Annotated in this window: 18 protein-coding genes; 7 read left to right on the top strand and 11 right to left on the bottom strand. The window is 41.3% G+C overall.

Translation table 11 applies throughout. The annotated features are described in order from the left end of the window. Positions 1-21: 21 nt before the first annotated feature. Together IEV36_RS06440 and IEV36_RS06445 are read right to left on the bottom strand one after the other, a co-directional pair. Entirely contained in the window at positions 22-660 is a 639-nt protein-coding gene (locus tag IEV36_RS06440) for a DUF2238 domain-containing protein (protein WP_005258938.1), read from the bottom strand. Between the two features lie 38 nt (positions 661-698). Then, entirely contained in the window at positions 699-1,049 is a 351-nt protein-coding gene (locus IEV36_RS06445) for a hypothetical protein (protein ID WP_004770224.1), read from the bottom strand. A gap of 279 nt (positions 1,050-1,328) precedes the next feature. On the opposite strand from IEV36_RS06445, the gene IEV36_RS06450 reads away from it, so the two are divergent. Beyond that, entirely contained in the window at positions 1,329-1,733 is a 405-nt protein-coding gene (locus IEV36_RS06450; RefSeq protein WP_032863953.1) for a hypothetical protein, read from the top strand. Here the strand turns inward: IEV36_RS06450 and rsmD are convergent. Together rsmD and mrdA are read right to left on the bottom strand one after the other, a co-directional pair. Continuing rightward, on the bottom strand, positions 1,730-2,278 hold the full coding sequence (rsmD, locus tag IEV36_RS06455; RefSeq protein WP_005258936.1) for a 16S rRNA (guanine(966)-N(2))-methyltransferase RsmD: 549 nt from the start codon (positions 2,276-2,278) through the stop codon (positions 1,730-1,732). The two genes, IEV36_RS06450 and rsmD, sit on opposite strands and share 4 nt — an antisense overlap. After that, the gene (gene mrdA / locus IEV36_RS06460) at positions 2,278-4,302 is read right to left on the bottom strand and encodes a penicillin-binding protein 2 (RefSeq protein WP_005258935.1); all 2,025 of its coding nucleotides are present in this window, start codon (positions 4,300-4,302) and stop codon (positions 2,278-2,280) included. The genes rsmD and mrdA overlap by 1 nt, the downstream gene beginning before the upstream one ends. A 239-nt stretch (positions 4,303-4,541) precedes the next feature. On the opposite strand from mrdA, the gene IEV36_RS06465 reads away from it, so the two are divergent. The 4 genes from IEV36_RS06465 to IEV36_RS06480 all read left to right on the top strand — a co-directional run bounded on the left by IEV36_RS06465 (position 4,542) and on the right by IEV36_RS06480 (position 7,421). Beyond that, the gene (locus IEV36_RS06465) at positions 4,542-5,060 is read left to right on the top strand and encodes a hypothetical protein (protein WP_005258934.1); all 519 of its coding nucleotides are present in this window, start codon (positions 4,542-4,544) and stop codon (positions 5,058-5,060) included. Positions 5,061-5,122: 62 nt separating this feature from the next. Next, entirely contained in the window at positions 5,123-6,436 is a 1,314-nt protein-coding gene (locus IEV36_RS06470; protein WP_004652140.1) for a DUF445 domain-containing protein, read from the top strand. A gap of 83 nt (positions 6,437-6,519) precedes the next feature. Then, a complete protein-coding gene (gene adk, locus IEV36_RS06475; RefSeq protein WP_004770217.1) occupies positions 6,520-7,173 on the top strand; it encodes an adenylate kinase in 654 nt (217 codons plus the stop codon). Positions 7,174-7,235: 62 nt separating this feature from the next. Beyond that, entirely contained in the window at positions 7,236-7,421 is a 186-nt protein-coding gene (locus IEV36_RS06480) for a hypothetical protein (RefSeq protein WP_005258933.1), read from the top strand. Here the strand turns inward: IEV36_RS06480 and nth are convergent. Further along, entirely contained in the window at positions 7,418-8,104 is a 687-nt protein-coding gene (nth, locus tag IEV36_RS06485; RefSeq protein ID WP_005258932.1) for an endonuclease III, read from the bottom strand. The two genes, IEV36_RS06480 and nth, sit on opposite strands and share 4 nt — an antisense overlap. Beyond that, the gene (locus tag IEV36_RS06490; protein ID WP_005258929.1) at positions 8,105-8,902 is read right to left on the bottom strand and encodes an RnfABCDGE type electron transport complex subunit B; all 798 of its coding nucleotides are present in this window, start codon (positions 8,900-8,902) and stop codon (positions 8,105-8,107) included. 385 nt (positions 8,903-9,287) lie between these two features. Between IEV36_RS06490 and gdhA the strand changes: the two genes are divergently transcribed. Next, positions 9,288-10,634, top strand: a complete 1,347-nt coding sequence (gene gdhA / locus IEV36_RS06495; protein ID WP_005258927.1) for an NADP-specific glutamate dehydrogenase — start codon at positions 9,288-9,290, stop codon at positions 10,632-10,634. Between the two features lie 81 nt (positions 10,635-10,715). On the opposite strand, the gene IEV36_RS06500 is transcribed toward gdhA, so the two are convergent. From IEV36_RS06500 to IEV36_RS06520, 5 genes are all read right to left on the bottom strand, one after another. Further along, positions 10,716-11,822: an META and DUF4377 domain-containing protein gene (locus IEV36_RS06500; protein WP_005258925.1), complete on the bottom strand. Its 1,107-nt coding sequence runs from the start codon at positions 11,820-11,822 to the stop codon at positions 10,716-10,718. Positions 11,823-12,012: 190 nt separating this feature from the next. Continuing rightward, complete coding sequence (locus IEV36_RS06505; protein WP_005258923.1) at positions 12,013-12,786, bottom strand: DODA-type extradiol aromatic ring-opening family dioxygenase; 774 nt, start codon at positions 12,784-12,786, stop codon at positions 12,013-12,015. Positions 12,787-12,887: 101 nt separating this feature from the next. Next, on the bottom strand, positions 12,888-13,367 hold the full coding sequence (gene rlmH, locus IEV36_RS06510; protein WP_004770208.1) for a 23S rRNA (pseudouridine(1915)-N(3))-methyltransferase RlmH: 480 nt from the start codon (positions 13,365-13,367) through the stop codon (positions 12,888-12,890). Between the two features lie 320 nt (positions 13,368-13,687). After that, entirely contained in the window at positions 13,688-16,117 is a 2,430-nt protein-coding gene (gene lon / locus IEV36_RS06515; protein ID WP_005258921.1) for an endopeptidase La, read from the bottom strand. 144 nt (positions 16,118-16,261) lie between these two features. Continuing rightward, entirely contained in the window at positions 16,262-16,849 is a 588-nt protein-coding gene (locus tag IEV36_RS06520; protein ID WP_005258916.1) for a 5-formyltetrahydrofolate cyclo-ligase, read from the bottom strand. Between the two features lie 480 nt (positions 16,850-17,329). Between IEV36_RS06520 and IEV36_RS06525 the strand changes: the two genes are divergently transcribed. Continuing rightward, positions 17,330-20,077, top strand: a 2,748-nt coding sequence (locus IEV36_RS06525; RefSeq protein ID WP_264822124.1) for an ESPR-type extended signal peptide-containing protein, incomplete at its 3' end; no start/stop codon positions are given.

Consider the following 20,077-nt stretch of genomic DNA (forward strand, 5'->3'; position numbering starts at 1 on the left):
TGTACAGATGAAATAAGACGCTTATTTTTCAATAAGCGTCTTTTGTTTTACCAGTTGAATAATTCCCGTCAGGATCGCGCCAATTGTTGCTAGAAACATATCTTTATGCGCATCCCACATATCACCTTGCTGACCATTGTAGTTTTCTGCATCTTCAGGTGATAAACCGATAGAGAGGCCCCATTCAAGTAGCTCATAAAATACGCTGGACGCCATGACAAACTGGATGACAAGCAGGAAGAGGGAGAAAGGTTTGGTGTTGGGTAGCCAGACTTGAAAGCAACGATAGACAAAAGGATAGAGCAGCAGTCCATAAGCAAAATGAACCAGCCGATCATACATATTCCGTGACCAGCCCATGCTTTGATTTAAGTCAAAGTTGAAAAAATAGAGGATCCATTGATTATAGGGTACATAGGAATAGAGATAGTGAGCGCCAATAATATGGATAAACAGAAACGCTAAATATAAGCAGAAACTGAAATAATTCAGGCCGATTTTCTTGAATGCAATCAGTAGGGCAATCAACATAAAAACCGTACCTGCCTGATGTAACAGGTACGACTCAAACTCAAGTGGATGAATACTTGCAATAGCAACCACAAGTACGATGAGCGCAAGCGCAAGATAATGTTTTAATGTCAGTTGTTTTTCTATCATGTCACGTCCTAAACGCGATCAGGCAAAGCGTATTTCCCTTACTCTGTAGAAGCTACAGCAATAGGCTCTTTTGTTGTAGATATACCGCCAAGTGCCTGACACGCTTGTATATATAATTGATATTTTTGTTGTACAACTTCATCGAGGGGAATGTCAAAGAGATCTTCACCATTTTTATATTGTTCAATATAAGAGGCAGCCTTTTCTTTATTGGCAGCCAAAGATTGTTGATAAAAAGTCGAAATAGAAGAAGTTGCTAACTCGCTAGATTCAATATTATTACATTCAAAATTTTGTAAGACTTTCTCGGCACGTTTTACCTCGCTTGATTTTCCAAAGATACAACCAGTTAAGCTTAAGGTGGCGAGGAATACGTACAAAAGTTTCATGATAGATAAGGTGAGATTTTAAAGACGGCTATTATTGTATAGAAGTTTAGTTTTATAAATTAAATATTTATGTCTAACAGAATAAAAATTAAAAAATTTTATACATCTTTTGCATGATTTCGCTATAGCAAACATGGGCTGCGTTAAGGTAGGGGCAGGTGTAATGATTGAAGGGAAGATAAAGTTGAACAGTTTAAATGTAGAATAAGTTTTAATTGCTTGATAAAAAATAACTTTTAGCGGTATGCTAAAGAGGGGTTATCAGTAATACAAGTGATGATGCGCGTTAAGCATATTTTTTTATTCTGTCTGTTGGCTTGTCTATCTGGCTGGTCGAATGCAGAAGATTATGATTTTTTTGAGCCGATCCATGATGATCGAGAGGAAATGTTTGACGCCGCCTATCCGCAAATGAAAACAGATTATTCAGTTTTGCATAATCTGTTTTTTCAGAACGAACGTTGGCGTGTCTATAACAACACCGCTTACCAGACCAATCAGTTTAACCATAAAATGCTAACGGGTGATACCACCAGCCTGTCATTAGACGATTTCTCGATTTCAGTAGGCTATGGCATCGCTTATCAGCTCAATTTCCGTAATCGAATTGGTTATGAATATTTGTCCAGTTTTCCCTTTGATCGTGGACAAATGATACGGTTTTTCTGGCTGAGTATTTTCTAAACCACTTTTTGATATAAGCCTGCTCTAACCATACCTGCTTTGGTTTCTTTGATTTTTTGCCAATTGTCAGGAAGTTTCAGTTGAGCTAAGTCACGATCTGCCTCGACATAGATATAGGCATTCGGATTGATCATTGGATCAGCCAGTTCAGCCAGTTCTTGCCATAAATCAAGGCTATAAGGTGGGTCAAGAAAGACCACATCAAAGCTGTTTTTTAATTTGCTTAAAGCTTGCTGGGCCGTTGTGACCAGTAACTGACAATTTTCAGCTTTTAACAGTTGAATATTATCTTTTAAAAAACGTGCTTGCGTTGGATTAGGTTCAATCATGGTGACTTTGGCAGCACCACGTGAAAGAGCTTCAAACCCCAAGGCACCAGAACCGCTGCACAAGTCTAGAACCTGTGCATTTTGAATATCCCACATTAACCAGTTAAATAAGGTTTCACGGACACGCTCAGGTGTCGGTCGTAAGCCTTCAATAGTTGCAAATGGTAGCGTGCGTCGTTTCCATTCACCGCCAATAATTCGTAATTGATTTTTCATTATTCAGTTACTCCATCATCTGCAGGTTGAGCTGCTGCTGGCGGTGTCGCAGCAGGTGGGGTGGCGACGGGACTTGAAGCTGGCGCTGCATTTTGTGCTGCCGCCGCGTTTGCCATCGATAATTCACCTGGCTTGATTCCGGCCGTCATTAAACCACCACTCACCTGATGATTGGCTGGGCGAAGTGGATTCTTCTTGCGGGTCACGAGCCAGTAATCAAAGATTGGACGGGCAATCTGTGCGGCTGAGCCACCATGTCGACCATTTTCCCAAACGACGGCAATCGCAATTTCTGGATTATCCGCAGGTGCAAAGCCAACAAACAGACCATGGTCCCATTGGCGAGATGAAAGGGCCGCTTCGTTATAGCGTTTCCCTTGTGCAATACTCTTCACCTGCGCCGTACCCGTTTTACCCGCAATCGAGTATTGCAAACCGCCTTTGATGCCGCGACCTGTACCTGACTGGATCACGTCAACCATTGCATCATGCATATTGGTCCAGTCTTGGTCTGTGCCGTTAAACTGGATTTTGCCATCAGGCGCATTGTGTACAGCAAACTTTTTGGCGCCTTTGGTTTCTCTTAATACATGCGGCGTAACATGTGAGCCTTTATTGGCAGTAATTGCAGTTGCCATGGCAAGTTGTAATGGTGTTGAGGTAAATGCACCTTGTCCAATACTGACCGAAATGGTTTCACCTTTGAGCCATTTTGACTTACGGGTACGCATTTTCCATTCTGGACTTGGGTAGAGACCAGAGCTTTCACTTGGTAAATCGACACCTGTTTTTTCACCAAAGCCAAACTGACGCATCCAGTCATTCATTTTCTCAATGCCCATCCGGTAGGACAGAACATAGAAATAGGTATCACAAGAAACGATCTGTGCCTTGTGCATGTTGACTGAACCATGTCCACTTTTCTTATGGTCACGGAAGCGATGGCTGTCGCCAGGTAGAGAGAAGTAACCTGGATCTGAAATGGCTGTACTCCAATCCACTAGACCATAGTGAATGCCACCTAGACCAAACATTGGCTTAATGGTTGAGCCGGGCGGGTAAGCCCCTTGAACTGCACGGTTGTAGAGTGGCTGGTCGAGGTTGTCACGCAGACCGCTATAGTCTTTTGTACTAATCCCAGTGACAAATAAGTTTGGATTGAAACTTGGGCTAGAGACCAATGCCAGAATTTCACCTGTGCGCGGATCCATGGCCACAATTGCACCACGGCGATCTTTTAATTGCTGTGCAGCAATCGTTTGTAGACCATAGTCTATTGATAAGTACAGATCATTACCGCGTGCAGGGTTTTGGCGTCCTAAATTACGTAGTACATTACCATGGGCATCTGCTTCGACAGATTCATAACCCGGTGTGCCGTGTAATAAGTCTTCATAGCTTTTTTCGACCCCGATTTTACCAATCAGGTTAGTGCCCGCGTATAAGTCCTTATCAATCGATTTGAGTTCTTTATCATTAATACGTCCGACATATCCAATGACATGGGCAAAAAGTTCGCCATGTGGATAGTAGCGGGTCATTTGCGTTTCAATTTTCACCCCAGGAAAAGCATATTTCACTTCGCTGAATTTCGCGATATCTGCTTCCGTCAGGTTTAATTTGATTGCCAGACGCTCAGTTTTTCGTGCTGTTTTTACGCGGCTTTTAAAGCGATCTACGTCTTCCTGACTGAGATTTAAAATTGGGATCAAACGAGTAAGCGTATCATCAATATCGCTGACATCGGCACGACTTAGGGTTGCCGTAAAAACAGGATAGTTATCTGCGAGCAAAACCCCATTACGATCATAGATGTAACCACGGGCCGGGGCGAGTGGTTGTAAGCGAATTCGGTTCTTATCTGAGGCCGTTGTAAAATCATCGTAATGAACAATCTGTAAATATGCATAACGACAAATCAATAACAGTAGAAAAAAGGCCACCAGAAAGATTGCAAAGAAGATCCGACCCTTATAAATGCGCTTTTCTTGTTGCATGTTTTTTAAAGGAAAGTGCTGTTTCATAGGGTGCCGACTTAATTGCAGGGGTGAGAGAATACAAAGACGGAATATTTTAACGTAAGTTGCATGAACATACTGTAGAATTTTCAACAATTCATGCAATTGTTCATGCGACAGCTTTTGACTTTGTAGACATTAAAATTATAGGGTCTTGTATATTAGAAGCAAAATAATTCTGTTAAAGTCACAAACTATTCGAAATAGGATTTTCCAATACACACATAGGGAAAATGGAGAAAATAATGAGAAAAATTTGCCTTTTATTATCGGTTTTAACACTTACAGGCTTAGCACATGCGGATGATAATCCATTTATGCCTGAACCAAAATTGAAAGATGCAAACGTGTCAACATGGAATGTCGGGGCGGGTTTTACTAAAAAATTATTACATGGCAATTTAGAATGGGTAAATCCGTATGGAATTGCCTATGTGAAAGCAGGTGCATTTTTAAATGACGACAATGAAATTGGGGGACAGGTCGGCTTTCGCTATCCGTACTATTTAACGGGTACAGATAAAAATGGTTATTATGTTGGGGTCTATGCGGGCCATTTAGACAGTAAAAATTATGGTGGTAAACAAAAAGCCAATTTAGGCGTCGGTGCGGATCTTGCATATGTCTGGCTGAACAATGAACGGATTAGTACATTCAGTGTTGGCGCCGGAGTGCGTGAAAAATTAGAAGATGGGGATGGCAACACTGTGAAAAAAGCACAACCTGTGCTCCAGTTTTCTTACACCTTAAGTTTTGGTTTATAAGAGGGAAATGCAGATTTATTCTTTTATAAGCCATCATGTATCAATAATTCTGAGAGTCATGCATGTTTGATTACGTCAATGAATTGTGGCAGATTTTCTTAAATCGACCTGACCATCTGGCAGTCTTAAGTATCATTCCAGTGACCGCCTTTGTAACTTGGGCGCACGTGTGGATGGCACTGAAAATGGTATTTTACCCAATTAATTTCTGGGGATTCCATTTAGGCCCATTACCTGTTGGTTGGCAAGGGATCGTGCCGCGTAAAGCTGGACGTATTTCAGGCATCATTACCGATAATACTTTATCTAAGTTGGGATCATTGCGAGAGTTTCTGGAAGCAATGGATCCTGAAGATATGGCCATGATTATTGGTGAACAAGTTGGTTTTGAGCTTGAGCACCTGATTGATGAGGTCATGATCGACCGAAATGCTGTGCTCTGGGAAAACCTGCCTTATTCAATTAAACGCCGTATCTATGCACAAGCGCATAAACAATTACCCAATACCTTAAGGGAACTTGTGACTGAGCTGACCATGAACGTCGAGTCACTGGTCGACATGCGTGAAATGGTGGTCAGCCAAATGGAAGGTGATCGCCGTTTGATGGTGCGCATGTTCCTGAAAGTAGGGCAGAAAGAGATCAACTTTATTTGGCATATCAGTGCGTTAATTGGTATGTTCTTTGGTATTTTCCAGATGATCGTCTGGTTTGTGGTGCCGTGGCACTGGACCGTTCCATTCTGGGCTGCAATCTGGGGCTTTTTGACCAACTGGATTGCGATCTGGATGGTCTTTAATCCGATTGAACCGCATTATATTCGCTATCCACAGATCTTCCGTTTGACCAAAGACCGTAAATTCCCGTGGATTGTACCTGTCTTAAAGATTGGTACCTATAATGTCCAAGGTGCATTTATGAAGCGTCAGGAAGAGGTTTCGGATGTATTTGCCAGTGTGGTTACGGAAGATTTAATTACTTTAAAATCGATCATGACTGAAATGATGTATGGCAGCAAAAAAGACAAAACACGTCGTATTGTCAAGCGCCATATCAATGAAATCATGGAAACCCCATTAGTCAGAACGTCATTGCAGCTTTCATTAGGTCCAAGAGAGTATGCTAGACTCAAGACTGACTTGATTGATCGCTCAATTGAAATTACCATGGGACCAGTATGTGACCCAGCTCTGAATGCAAGTCGTGCGCAGAAGATCTTTCAAATGTTTAGAGACCGCATCCGTGAACTAACACCGAAAGAGTTCCAGAATTTATTGCGTCCTGCTTTTCAGGAAGATGAGTGGATTTTAATTGTACTAGGTGGAGTGACTGGTTTCTTTGCTGGTTTAATTCACTTATTTGTTGCTTTCTTATAATTAATTTGATGTTGGTTGAGCGATAACTCTGTATGATATTGCTCAATTTAAGATTTATTGTTTTTAAATGAGGATGTTCTTTTATGCGCATTATTTTACTCGGACCACCTGGGGCAGGCAAAGGTACTCAAGCTCAGTTGATCTGTAAGCGCTACAATATCCCACAAATTTCAACCGGTGATATGCTCCGTGCTGCAATTCGTGAAGGTACTGAACTTGGCTTAAAAGCAAAAAGTGTCATGGAATCAGGCGGTTTAGTTTCTGATGAACTGATCATTGGTTTGGTGAAAGAACGTATTGCTCAGCCTGATTGTGAAAATGGTTGTATCTTTGACGGTTTCCCACGCACAATCCCACAAGCTGAAGCATTAGAATCAGCTGGCATCAGTATTGATCATGTGATCGAAATTGATGTACCAGATGAAGAGATTGTTCAACGTCTTTCTGGTCGTCGTCAGCATCCAGCATCTGGCCGTGTTTATCACACGGTTTACAATCCACCAAAAGTGGAAGGTAAAGATGACGAAACAGGCGAAGACCTTGTACAACGTCCAGATGACCAAGAAGAAACGATTCGTAAGCGTCTTGGTTCTTACCACAGCGAAACTGAGCAATTGGTTGGCTTCTATCAAGGTCGTGCTGCTTCTGGTGAAAATGCACCGACTTACGATAAGCTGAATGGTTTACGTCCGATCGAAAACGTTCAAGCCGATTTATTTGCAATTTTAGACAAATAATCTGAATTGCAGATGATAAAAGAGCTCTGAATATAGGGCTCTTTTTATTTTGGAGAAGGGCTATGCTACTAAAAGTTATTCTAATTTTAGTTGTGATTTTCAGCTTGGTTTTGCTGTTGTTTTTAGCGTATCAAAGCCAAAAAATGTTGCGTCATGTGCAAAAACAGCAGGCTTTGGAAAATAAACTGAATGGTAAAACACGTCAGCTGCATCCAAAACTACAGCAGCATAAAAAACCTCAGGATTAACTGAGGTTTTTTATTGCAATAGCTTTATTCGCGCCAAATTCAAAGCGGTCTGGCCAGTTACAGACATCAGCAACCACACACTCGCCACACTTTGGTTTACGCGCAATACAACAATAACGGCCATGCAAGATCAGCCAGTGGTGTGCATCAATAATAAACTCTTTCGGAATCACTTTAATCAAGCGATCTTCAACCTCAAGCACATTTTTACCCACCGCCAGACCAGTACGATTACCCACACGGAAAATATGGGTATCGACCGCCATGGTCGGCTGACCAAATGCCGTATTCAGTACCACATTCGCCGTTTTGCGGCCTACACCGGGTAAAGCTTCCAGTTCTTTACGTGTTTCTGGAATATTGCCTTGATACTGCTCTACAAGAATACGGCAGGTTTTAATCACATTCTCAGCTTTAGAGTTATACAGGCCAATAGTCTTGATATATTCTTTTAAGCCATCCACCCCAAGATTTAAAATAGCCTGAGCGGTATTGGCAACAGGATAGAGTTTATCCGTGGCTTTATTCACACTGACATCGGTTGCCTGAGCAGAAAGCAGAACGGCAATAAGCAATTCAAAAGGTGAAGAATAATTCAGCTCAGTCTGTGGGTTCGGTCTTTGTTCACGCAAACGTTCGAAAAAAGTCTGAATCTGCTTTTTGGTCATATTTTTAACGGGCATTTAGATGTCCTGCAATTCATTTAAACGTTGTTGTAAAGCCAGTAACTGTGCTTGTTTCTGCTCATCTACACGTACACTCAACTGTTTTTCCAGTTTCTTGATTTGTGTGCGTAGTTTGGCAAGTTCAATCGTGGTTTTAGCATCCAGTGTTGGCGTTTCTTTGGGTTTATCCACGAGGGTAATCACAGGAACATTGTTGAGTGCCTGAGAAAACTGGGCAAAGAATTCCACATCAATTTCTGCGCGGACAATGGGTCCTTTACGGCTTAAACGACGCTTCTCTTCACGTTGAATATGCGCATAGTAGCGATGCCTTAAATCATCCTGTTCAACACGGCGTAGCTCTGCGGTTGGCAAGGGTTTGGTATCTGCCACCAGATCGATGCAATCGACTGGACAAGGTGGAATACATAATTCACAGCCTGTACACAGATCGGTCAAAATGCTATGCATCAACTTACCACTGCCGATGATCGCATCTACTGGGCAGGCACTAATACACTTGGTACAGCCAATACACTCATCTTCCCGAATAATCGCTTTTATGCGCTGTGGGCGGCCATCCTCCTGAATTTCCCAGACACTTGGCTCAGCGGGTAGAGACGGGCGTTGTAACAGCGCTGCCAATGCATCAGCAACAGGCTGGCCACCAGGCACACATTTATTTGCCTCTTCACCTTCTGCAATCGATTTTGCATAAGGTAAACATCCATCACGATGACCGCATAAACCACATTGTGTTTGCGGTAATAGCTGATCGATTTGGATAATAAGAGAATGTTGTGTAGATGGTGACATGGGGAGGATGAAGCAAAAAACAGGGAGCTTAGTATAGCAAATAATGACTTATGACGGCGTAGCAACGTTGGAAAATTATACAGATAGTGTCTGAGGTTTTGCTTAAAAATAGTGCGAATACTGGTGTTTTTTAGTGCGATTTGTTGATGCTTGGCTTTGATCGAATAGGAAAGTGAGCAGAATATGGCATCAATTTTTAGACAATACTGGCAATATTTATTATAAAAATAATGAACATTTATTTAATTAAGTTTTTGATTTTTAATTATATATAAATTGGCCTAAAAAATAATAGTGTGATGGAATAGTAATCTGTATTAAATATATGCGATATTCTATTTTGGTGCATTTTCCGCACCAAGATAAATCACTGACTTGGGGGTGAATGTTGAAATACAATAGCTTAAATGACTTTCTCGATTACGTTAAAGCTAGAGATCCTAATCAACCTGAATTTTTACAAGCTGTCGAAGAAGTCATGACAAGTTTGTGGCCGTTCATTGAGAAAAATCCTAAGTATGCTCAATACGGTCTTTTGGAACGACTGGTTGAACCTGAGCGTGCGATCCAGTTCCGTGTTTCATGGATGGATGATCAAGGCCAAACTCATGTAAATCGTGCCTTCCGTGTGCAATACAACTCAGCGATTGGACCTTATAAAGGGGGAATGCGTTTTCACCCTTCAGTGAATCTATCGATTTTAAAGTTTTTAGGCTTTGAACAAACTTTTAAAAATGCCTTAACCACGTTACCCATGGGTGGTGGTAAAGGTGGTTCTGATTTCGATCCTAAAGGTAAATCAGATGCAGAAATTATGCGTTTTTGCCAGGCATTGATGTTGGAGCTCTATCGTCATCTTGGTTCGAATACGGATATTCCTGCGGGTGATATTGGGGTTGGTGGTCGCGAAGTTGGCTATATGACTGGCATGATGAAGAAGCTCAGCAATGACACTTCTTGTGTTTTTACCGGTAAAGGAATTTCATTTGGTGGTTCATTGGCTCGTCCAGAAGCAACGGGTTATGGAACGGTTTATTTTGCAGAAGAAATGTTGAAAACTCGTGGTCAAAGCTTTGCAGGTAAAACGGTTTCGATCTCAGGTTCTGGTAATGTTGCTCAATATGCAGCAGAAAAAGCCATGTTCTTGGGCGCAAAAGTTGTGACCTTGTCGGATTCAAACGGAACAGTCTATTTGAAAAATGGTTTCAGCAAAGCATTACTTGATGAAGTGATGGAACTAAAAAACGAAAAACGTGGTCGTATTTCCGAATTTGCTTCAAAACATGGTTTTGAATATTTTGAAGGTCAAACACCTTGGCATATTCCTGCGGATATTGCTTTGCCGTGTGCAACACAAAATGAGTTAAAAGCGGAAGATGCTGCAACTTTGCTGGCAAATGGCGTGATTTGCGTGGCAGAAGGGGCCAACATGCCATCAACGCTTGAGGCTGTTGAAAAGTTTGTTGAAGCGAAGATTTTATATGCACCAGGTAAAGCTTCAAATGCAGGTGGCGTTGCAACCTCTGGTCTAGAAATGTCTCAAAATGCGAATCGTCTAGGTTGGTCTTTTGAACAGGTGGACGAGCGTTTACATGCAATCATGAAAGAGATTCACCGTAACTGTGTTAAATACGGTACGCAGGAAGATGGTTCAATTAACTATGTTGATGGTGCCAATATTGCTGGTTTTGTAAAAGTTGCTGATGCAATTTTAGCGCAGGGTATTTATTAAAAACCTCCCTTAAATCAAAAGGGACTTTCCATAAAAAAATCCGATGTTAAGACATCGGATTTTTTTATTTACAGGTATAAATTATGGTTTTTTAACAATCTCTTGTTCAACAACCATATCTAATACGTCTGCAATGCTTGATTGATCAGCAGCTGGGTTTTGAACGTCAAAACGCTTCACACGTACAATTACGCGTTGTTGTGGATTGTGCTCAAAACCTTCGATTTGACCGTAGTAAAGCGACCAGTTTTTGTCAGCGTAAGTTTTTAAACCTTTGTCATCATATTTTACTTCACGAACTTGCATACAAGTTTGTGGAGCAACGCCTGTGCAAGATTTAGTTTCTGGTGAAATTTCTAAGAAAACAGTTTTACCTTCAGACTGGTATTTTGCTTCAGGGGTCATTTTACCAACAAATGTATATTTTTGGCCTTTTGCATCAGCGATAACCAAAGTCGGTTGCTCTGGATTCGTTGCATTTACTTCAAAAGCGATTTTACGTTTTTGTAAAAGATCACCTGCAAACTGCTCTTGTTTCATCAATGCAGGTTCACAAGCCATCAATGTTGAAGCCAAGTCACCTGTAACGATCGCACCGTTTTCAATTTTCCAAGAAGTATTTTGACGGTTACAGCCCGTATCTACAGATAAACGGTCATTTGCCAAGAAACTTAATACGATTGGACGTTTTGTGTCAGCAGGTTGATATGACCATTTATAGTTAGTCAACACATTGTTATTTGTCACTTTAGCACCTGTGAATACGTGTTTTTGACCTTTGCCATCAGTAACAGTCAAGATTGCCTGACCATTTACAGTGCTGATCTCAAATGGTACTTTTTTCTCGCTGAAAATATCAGAAGATAAACGTTCTTGTTGCATTAAATCGTCTGCACAAGCCATCATGGTTGATACAAGTGGAGAAGTTACAATGGTATTGCCTTCAACTTTCCAAGTACCGCCTTGGTTGTTACAACCCGTTTGGATTGAAAGTTTCTGGTCTGCACTAAATGCTAAAACCAAAGGTTTAGATGCTTTTGAACCTTGGTAAGTCCAGTTGTATTCAGCCAAATTTTTTGCAGCAGTTGTATTAATTTGTGAAATTACGTTGTCAGTCACGTTTTGTACTGTTTGACACGCCATTAAAGAAAGTGGAAGTAATGCAAGAACTAAATATTTAATTTTCATATTCAAAACAACGGGAAATAAATAACAGCAATAAGCTTAAAGTATTCTTAAAAAAAGAGCATGTAATCCGTTTAGGCATTAAGTTCGTTAAATGTTTCTATTTGTAAATTTTAAAAAATATAATGGATTTATAGGCTTGCTAATATTATACGCAAGCCTATTTTGTTTTTTATGTGATGTAGTTTGATATTTAATCGAACCGATAAATATCCATTCCCAATGATCCCATTGAAAAGCTGCTATGGACAACGTTGAAGCGATTACCTGTGCCCATGGCAAAGAAAAGTGGCGCAAAATGTTCAAGAGAAGGGTGGTTTCTTTGAACATAAGGGAGGGATGGCCAGTCGAGCACAGCATCATAATCCTGATGTGTGAGTTTGTTGACAACCGAATTACGGAAAGTACTTGCCCAAACGGGTACATTGGCATCAGCTTGCCACGAAAGCTCGGCAAGGTTATGGGTAATACTGCCTGAACCGATCAGCAAAATCTGTTGTTCGCGTAAAGGTGAAAGTACTTGTCCGATTTTATAAATATCATCGGCATTCATATGTATGGGTAACGAGATTTCGATCACAGGAATATCTGCGTCTGGATACATGTGTAATAACGGCATCCAGACCCCATGATCACGCGGACGTGTACTATTGGCATGTGCAGCTAAACCAGCCTCAGCAAATCGCTTCAGTATTTCTTCGGCCAACTGAGGGGCGCCCGCAGCAGGGTAGCGAATCTCATAAAGTGCTGGTGGAAAACCACGGAAGTCATGCCAGGTTTCTGGTCGAGTCGATGTGCTGACTTCCAGCGCCTGACTTTCCCAATGTGCAGACATGACAATAATGGCTTCTGGTTTAGGCAGATTGCTACCCAAACGATGCAGTGCTGGGCCAACCTGTTCTGGGTCAAGTGCAAGCATAGGTGAACCATGAGAGATAAATAGTCCGGGTAAGGTCTGAGCGTTCATGTGTGTGCACCTAGTGAAAATGACATGGTTATCGTGACAAAAAAGTGATGACAATGACAGCCATTAAACTTCAACATATTGTTCTAAAATCAGAACAGTATTTAAGCCCGATGATAAGGATGATTATGGTTAATACTCATGGCACGATATAATTGCTCAATGAGTAAGATACGAACCATCGGGTGGGGCATCGTCAATTTAGACAGTGACCAATGCCACGCTGCTGCTTTACGAACCGCCTCTGAATGTCCATCTGGTCCACCAATGGCAAGCGCGATATCGTTGCCTTCAAGCATCCATTGCTTCATGGTATCTGCCAGTTTTTCGGTACTAAGTTCGCGTCCACCGACCTCTAAAGCGATCAAGGTTTCATTTGGTTTGAGCGCATTTAAAATACTTTCACCTTCGATTTGGCAATATTTCAAAATATCAGCTTCAGAATCATTTTTGCCACGCTTTGCCATCGGAAGTTCAATGACCTGCGTTTGTACAAAAGGCTGAATGCGTTTGAAATAGTCTTCAAATCCAGTGAGTACCCATGCTGGCATTTTTTGACCAATGGTAAGAATGCGAATTTTCATAACTAAGGCTTATTTGGCAAATTCTACACATTATAAAGGCTGCCGACCTGCATAGGGCAAAACATGGTATTTATCTTGTCATAAAAAATACAAAAGCTTATTTTAGATCACCCATAAAAAACGCAGCTCAAAATGAGTATGAGCTGCGATCAAAGAGCCATCCGTCTGGAGTTCAGATGGCACTAAAATGAGTTCATTGAGCCAAATTTGATCTTTGTTTTATCGACTCTATTTTATTATGCAAGATATTGGTTATTTTTCAACCATAATGTGTAACAAAAAAAGAGAGCCGAAGCTCTCTTTTTATTGCAACTCACAGTTTAGTGACGCGCTGCCTTTGCATCTTCCACCGGTTTCACAATCGGTGTTTTTGGTAAAGGTTTTGGTGTATCCGTTAACGCTAAAGGTAAGATTTCATCAATACTTTTCACTGCCTTGATTTCTAAACCTTCTTTCACGTTGTCTGGAATCTCAGCCAAGTCGCGAACGTTATCTTGTGGAATGAAGACCAGTTTGATTCCACCACGGTGTGCTGCAAGAAGTTTTTCTTTCAAACCACCAATACGCATTGCACGACCACCAAGACTGGTTTCACCTGTCATAGCGATATCTGGACGAATCGGAATACCTGTGAATGCTGATACAAGGGCAGTCGTAAGGGCTAAACCAGCAGATGGACCATCTTTTGGCGTTGCACCTTCAGGTAAGTGAACGTGAACATCGGTTTCTTCGAAACGAGATGATTCAATTCCCAATTCATCAGCGCGGGTACGTACAACTGTCATTGCTGCGGTAATCGACTCTTTCATGACATCACCGAGCGAACCCGTCGTAATGAATTTACCTTTACCTTTAACAGCCGCAACTTCGATTGTCAGCAATTCGCCACCGACAGACGTCCAAGCCAAACCATTTACACGTCCGACTTGTGCTTCATCTTCTGCGATACCAAAGTCAAACTTATGTGGACCTAAGTATTCAGGAAGGTTTGCAGAAGTCACGTCGATCTGTAAGTTTTTCGACTTCTTGCTTACCGCTTCTTTCACCACTTTACGGGCAATTTTAGAAACTTCACGCTCTAAACTACGAACACCTGCTTCACGTGTATAACGTTGAACGATGTCACGAATTGCTTCTTCATGAACAGTCAATTCTTTGGTACGTAAACCATTGTTCTTAATTGCTTTTGGAACAAGGTAGCGTTCAGCAATATTGACTTTTTCATCTTCGGTATAACCCGGTAGACGAATCACTTCCATACGGTCCAGTAGGGCTTCAGGAATATTCATGCTGTTTGCAGTACAGATGAACATCACTTCAGAAAGGTCAAGATCAAGATCTAAATAATGGTCGTTGAACTTACTGTTTTGTGATGGATCTAATACTTCAAGCAATGCTGATGCAGGATCACCACGATAATCTTGTGCCATCTTGTCAATTTCGTCGAGTAAGAACAAGGGGTTCTTCACACCAACTTTTGTCAAAGATTGCACGATCTTACCTGGCATCGCACCGATATAGGTACGACGGTGACCACGAATTTCAGCTTCATCACGTACACCACCCAGTGCCATACGGACAAACTCACGGCCTGTTGCTTTTGCTACAGATTCACCAAGCGATGTTTTACCTACACCTGGAGGACCAACCAAACATAAGATCGGGCCTTTGAGTTTTTTCACGCGAGACTGAACTGCCAGATATTCCACAATACGATCTTTAACGTCATCTAGGCCGTAGTGATCTGTATCGAGAATTTCCTGAGCTTTATTCAAGTTAATGCTAACTTTGCTGACTTTGTTCCATGGCGTATCTAAAATCACTTCCAGATAGTTGCGAACAACAGCGGCTTCACTTGAAGCAGGTTGCATTGCCTTGAGTTTACGAAACTCAGCTTCAGCTTTTTTGCGTACGTGTTCAGGTAAATCTGCTTCAGCTAGACGTTTTTCAATTTCTGCAACGTCATCTTCAGCACCGCCATTCATATCGGAAAGTTCACGTTGAATCACTTTCATTTTTTCATTTAGAAAGTATTCACGTTGGTTCTTTTCCATCTGACGTTTTACACTGTCGTGCAGCGTTTGTTCAATTTGCTGTTCAGCAGATTGATTCATCAAATAATTCATCAACTCTTGCAAATGAGCTTCAAATTCATCGTGCTCTAAAAATTTTTGCTTTACTTCAATATTTAAAGGCACACGAGTTGCAACGAAGAACATTAATTGCAATAAGTCTTCAATTTTATTTGCTGCTGCGACGAGTTCACGCGCATTACGTAATTTTGCTTCTGCATATTGAGCAAACAGGGTACGTAATTCATTTAAGCGAGTTTCTTGGGTCTCTTCATCCAAAGACAATGTCATTGGGCTTAAATGATGTTCAGCTGTTAAGTATTCCTCTCCGTCAATAATGCGTTCTAGCTTAGAACGATGTAGACCTTCAATCAGTACTTTAATGCAGTTTTCATCATTCTCATGATTAACGACTTGTACGATTTTAGCCACGGTTCCATATTGATAGAGATTGTCGTGATCAATTTCTTCTGTAAGCGAATCTTTTTGCGCAACTACAAATACTAAATTGTCACTGTTACGAGCCACATCCACTGCATTGATCGATTTTTCACGACCCACAAATAGCGCAATTTGCATGTGTGGATACACCACAACATCACGTAACGCTAATAGTGGTAATACACTTGGAACCTGTGGCTCTAAGCTTGTTTCATTATTTAAAATATATTCAGACATGGGCACTCCTAATGAGTGACAACGGTGTTGCCATGTTTTTTATAGTGATGTGCATTTTAAAAATTACAAGGGTTTTTACTTAGAAAATATAAAAAAAAGACTAAATTACTCAAGATTTAAGGCTGTGATAACAAAAAGAGCAAGCTAGCGTTTGAAATAATAGAATTTTTTAGGCGTGAGCAATCCATCGAGCGGCTGATCCCATTTTTGTCTTAATAAAGGTTGTTCTACATATTGAAAGTCATGAGCCAGACCGAGACGGTAGGGCCGCCGTTGAGCGCTTGCCAATGTCCGGTCATAGAAACCGCCTCCCATGCCAATACGTGTGCCTGATGAATCACATGCCAGCAACGGCATAATCAGCAGATCAAGATGCGAAACATGTTGACCGCGGTTTGCCATGGGTTCTTTCATACCTAAAGGGTGGTGTGAAAAACGTTGATTAAAATACTGTTTGGAATCAATTCTTATCCAGACCAGTCGCTGATTCATATTACAGATCATGGGTAAGTAAACTTGTTTTCCTTGTTGAAAACAGAGTCTTAGAATTTTTCGTGTATGAATTTCGCCAAAGGCATGTAAATACAGCCCAATTTTTCTTGAATTTTTAAAGGGAACGGATGTTCTGAGCTGGATCAAAACTTGTTGTTCAGCTTGCTTTTGTTCATAAGACGAGAGTTGTCTTCTTTTAAAGCGTAGCTGTTTTCTTAATAATTTTAAATCTTGGCCCATAAGGTTGGAGAAATGTTTTTGATAAAAGAATCATACTCGATTTAGCAAACAATATCTAAAACCCTGTGATTTGTGATTGATAAGTAAAAATTTATAGTGATGTGGTTATTTTTATTACAGCTAATAAGTGTTTTTTTGATTACTTATTCCAATAATTAATGACAATTTTAGGTATTGAATATTAATTCTTATTGTTTTATGGAGTTTTTGCTCTACTTTTCACTTTATTTTTAAAAATAAACAAAATAAAAACAAAAACAAACATAAAATTATTTTTTAATTTAAATCATGGATTTATTTCATATGATTTTTTGTGAATGTGAGAATTGAGTCTCATATTTGATAAAAAAGTGTTCATTAGATCTTTACCAATTTGCTCGGTTTTATTAGCATCCGCGGCTCTTTTTTAGCGCTGACACTAAAAATGCTCATTTGCATTTTTAGACCATCAATAACTGTAGTAAACGTCTGAGAATTTTTATGAACAAAGTATATAAAGTGGTTTGGAATGCATCTATTGGAGCATGGGTTGCAACCTCTGAACTAGCAAAAAGTAAAACCAAGACTAAATCTAAAATTTCAAATTTAACCGCCGCTGTTTTGGTTGGGGCAATTAGTTTTTCTCCTGCTGCGTTTGCGGCAAAGAATATTGAAGGAGGGGACGGTTCTGGAACTTCCATTTCTGGAGCTAGATGTTCAGAGGGGGCAGCATACACTTCTGGTAACCGCGATATCGCAATTGGTTGTGGTTCAAAAACGCAAGGTACAGGCGTTTCTAATATCGCAAATCGTCAAAATCCTTACAATAATTCAACTGGCGCATTTGCTGGTGCAATGAAACAGGGCGGCGCGATCAGTCTCGGGACTGGTGCAGCCACTGAGGAAAACTTTGGAACTGCAATTGGTTCATATGCAACTACGAAAGGAATTGCAGCAGTTGCAATTGGTACAGCTGCGCTTTCAACGGGTAATACCTCTTTAGCAATTGGTCGCCAATCAGCAGCAACAGGTGATTATGCACAAGCACTTGGTAACGTTGCTGCCGCGACTGGAAAAGGCTCTTTAGCGATTGGTCACTCTGCAACAGCAGAAGGCTATCGTTCTATCGCAATTGGTTCACCAGATATTGAAAATGCAGGTTCAGTTGCTGGTCAAGCAGGCGCAGAATACCAAAAAAATATGGCGACAAAGGCAACGGGTAAAGATTCGATTGCATTTGGTGGTGGTGCAGTTGCAACACAAGAAAACTCTTTGGCGATTGGTGCATTCTCAGCATCAACTGGTAAAAAATCAGTTGCGATTGGTACTGGCGCAAAAGCGAATAAAGATGAAGCCGTTGTAATCGGGGACCAAGCGGAAGCTGCTTTTGATGGTGGTGTTGCAATTGGTAAAGGTGCACGTTCAGAAGCTGAAAACAGTATTGCTTTAGGTAAAGATTCAAAAGCGACTCAAGCAACAGAAAAAGGTTTCTTGACAAAACAAGCTGCGCCAACAGGAGTTTTGTCTGTTGGTGATGTGGGCGCAGAGCGTCGTATTCAAAATGTAGCAGATGGTGCGATAGATTCTGACGCAGCGACTGTGGGCCAGTTAAAAGCAGCACGTACTCATTATGTCAGCGTAAATGATAATGGCGTACAAAGCGGTAACTACGAAAATGATGGTGCAAAAGCTCGTAACTCAATCGCTGTAGGGGTAGAAGCGGTTGCAACTGGTTATGATGCTGTTGTTGTCGGTTCGCATGCAAAAGGCGCTGGTGTTGGAGCAATTTCTGTCGGTAATGCAAGCGAGACAGTGGGTAGTGGTGATGTTGCGATTGGTCGTAACTCTTCAACTAAAGGCGCTGCTGGCATGACACCAGGTTATAGCAATCAGTCAATTGCAATTGGTGACCAAACTAAGGCAATTGGTGATCAGTCAATCGCGATTGGTGCGGATGTGATTGCACGTGGTAACTCATCTGTAGCGATTGGTGGTGATGATGTTGACAAAATTGCTCGTGATACTGAATTAAGCCAAAAATACACTGAAATTACAGGTGGTAAATTACAGGCTGGTAAATATCCAACCACAGAAACTGGACATGGTTCAACAGCTGTCGGTGTTCAGGCTGTCGGTACAGGTGCTTTTGCATCTGCTTTCGGTATGACATCTAAAGCAACAGGTGATGCTTCATCTGCATTTGGTGTAATGTCGAATGCTGCGGGCAAAGGTGCATCAGCATTTGGTGCAGTTGCTCAAGCTACAGGTGATGGTGCATCGGCGATGGGTATTAACTCACTTGCATCTGGTACAAATTCAACGGCAATTGGCTCTGGCAATAAACCAGGTGAAGGTGCTACAGCAACTGGTAATGGTGCTGCGGCAATTGGTAGCGGTGCACAGGCAAAAGGTGATAGTGCTGCTGCAATTGGTAAAGGTGCTGAAGCAAGCAATGAAAATGCTGCTGCCGTTGGTGGTGGTGCTAAAGCAACAGGTAAAAACTCTGCTGCGATTGGTGGCGGTGCGATTGCCGATCAAGAAAATGCCGTTGCTGTGGGTCAAGGCGCCCAGTCTATGGTTGTCGGTGGTGTTGCATTAGGTGCACGCAGCCGAGTTGAGGCAGAAAATAGTGTTGCATTAGGCCAAGATGCCGTTGCGACAGAAACGACAGGAAGCTCATTCCTGACAAATCGTGATGCATCAATGTCAAATGGTGTAATCTCGGTTGGTTCTGCTGGTAAAGAGCGTCGTATTACCAATGTTGAAGATGGTTCTGCTGACTCTGATGCAGTGACTGTACGTCAGCTTAAAAATGTTGATTCTCGTGTAAATGAGAATGCTCAAAACATTACCAATTTAGACCAGAAAATTGATAACACCAAAACTGATTTAGGTAATCAGATTACTGATACCAACAACAAATTAGATGACGCGAAGAAAGATTTGGGCAACCAGATCACGGATACTAACAACAAGTTAAATGATACTAAAGATCAGTTAACCAATCAGATTACTGATACCAAGACTGAGTTAAACAACACGATCACGAACACCAAGACCGAGTTGGAAAACAAAGGCTTGAACTTTGCTGGTAATGCCGGTGCAGACGTACATCGTAAGTTGGGTGACAAGTTAAACATCATCGGTGGAGCTGATGCTGCAACAGCAGAAGACAAGACCAGCGGTGAGAACGTGATCACACGTACGACTGAAGATGGTATCAAGATTGAATTGTTGAAAGATGCGAAG

It is taken from the genome of Acinetobacter vivianii (assembly GCF_014635885.1).
Classification (GTDB): Bacteria; Pseudomonadota; Gammaproteobacteria; order Pseudomonadales; family Moraxellaceae; genus Acinetobacter; species Acinetobacter vivianii.

Coding starts and splice junctions, on each gene's coding strand:
- IEV36_RS06470 (WP_004652140.1), top strand. CDS start 5,123: ATGTTTGATTACGTCAATGAATTGTGGCAGATTTTCTTAAATCGACCT.
- IEV36_RS06440 (WP_005258938.1), bottom strand. CDS start 660: ATGATAGAAAAACAACTGACATTAAAACATTATCTTGCGCTTGCGCTC.
- IEV36_RS06445 (WP_004770224.1), bottom strand. CDS start 1,049: ATGAAACTTTTGTACGTATTCCTCGCCACCTTAAGCTTAACTGGTTGT.
- IEV36_RS06505 (WP_005258923.1), bottom strand. CDS start 12,786: ATGAACGCTCAGACCTTACCCGGACTATTTATCTCTCATGGTTCACCT.
- IEV36_RS06465 (WP_005258934.1), top strand. CDS start 4,542: ATGAGAAAAATTTGCCTTTTATTATCGGTTTTAACACTTACAGGCTTA.
- rsmD (WP_005258936.1), bottom strand. CDS start 2,278: ATGAAAAATCAATTACGAATTATTGGCGGTGAATGGAAACGACGCACG.
- rlmH (WP_004770208.1), bottom strand. CDS start 13,367: ATGAAAATTCGCATTCTTACCATTGGTCAAAAAATGCCAGCATGGGTA.
- nth (WP_005258932.1), bottom strand. CDS start 8,104: ATGCCCGTTAAAAATATGACCAAAAAGCAGATTCAGACTTTTTTCGAA.
- IEV36_RS06480 (WP_005258933.1), top strand. CDS start 7,236: ATGCTACTAAAAGTTATTCTAATTTTAGTTGTGATTTTCAGCTTGGTT.
- gdhA (WP_005258927.1), top strand. CDS start 9,288: ATGTTGAAATACAATAGCTTAAATGACTTTCTCGATTACGTTAAAGCT.
- mrdA (WP_005258935.1), bottom strand. CDS start 4,302: ATGAAACAGCACTTTCCTTTAAAAAACATGCAACAAGAAAAGCGCATT.
- IEV36_RS06520 (WP_005258916.1), bottom strand. CDS start 16,849: ATGGGCCAAGATTTAAAATTATTAAGAAAACAGCTACGCTTTAAAAGA.
- IEV36_RS06490 (WP_005258929.1), bottom strand. CDS start 8,902: ATGTCACCATCTACACAACATTCTCTTATTATCCAAATCGATCAGCTA.
- IEV36_RS06450 (WP_032863953.1), top strand. CDS start 1,329: ATGCGCGTTAAGCATATTTTTTTATTCTGTCTGTTGGCTTGTCTATCT.
- adk (WP_004770217.1), top strand. CDS start 6,520: ATGCGCATTATTTTACTCGGACCACCTGGGGCAGGCAAAGGTACTCAA.
- IEV36_RS06500 (WP_005258925.1), bottom strand. CDS start 11,822: ATGAAAATTAAATATTTAGTTCTTGCATTACTTCCACTTTCTTTAATG.
- lon (WP_005258921.1), bottom strand. CDS start 16,117: ATGTCTGAATATATTTTAAATAATGAAACAAGCTTAGAGCCACAGGTT.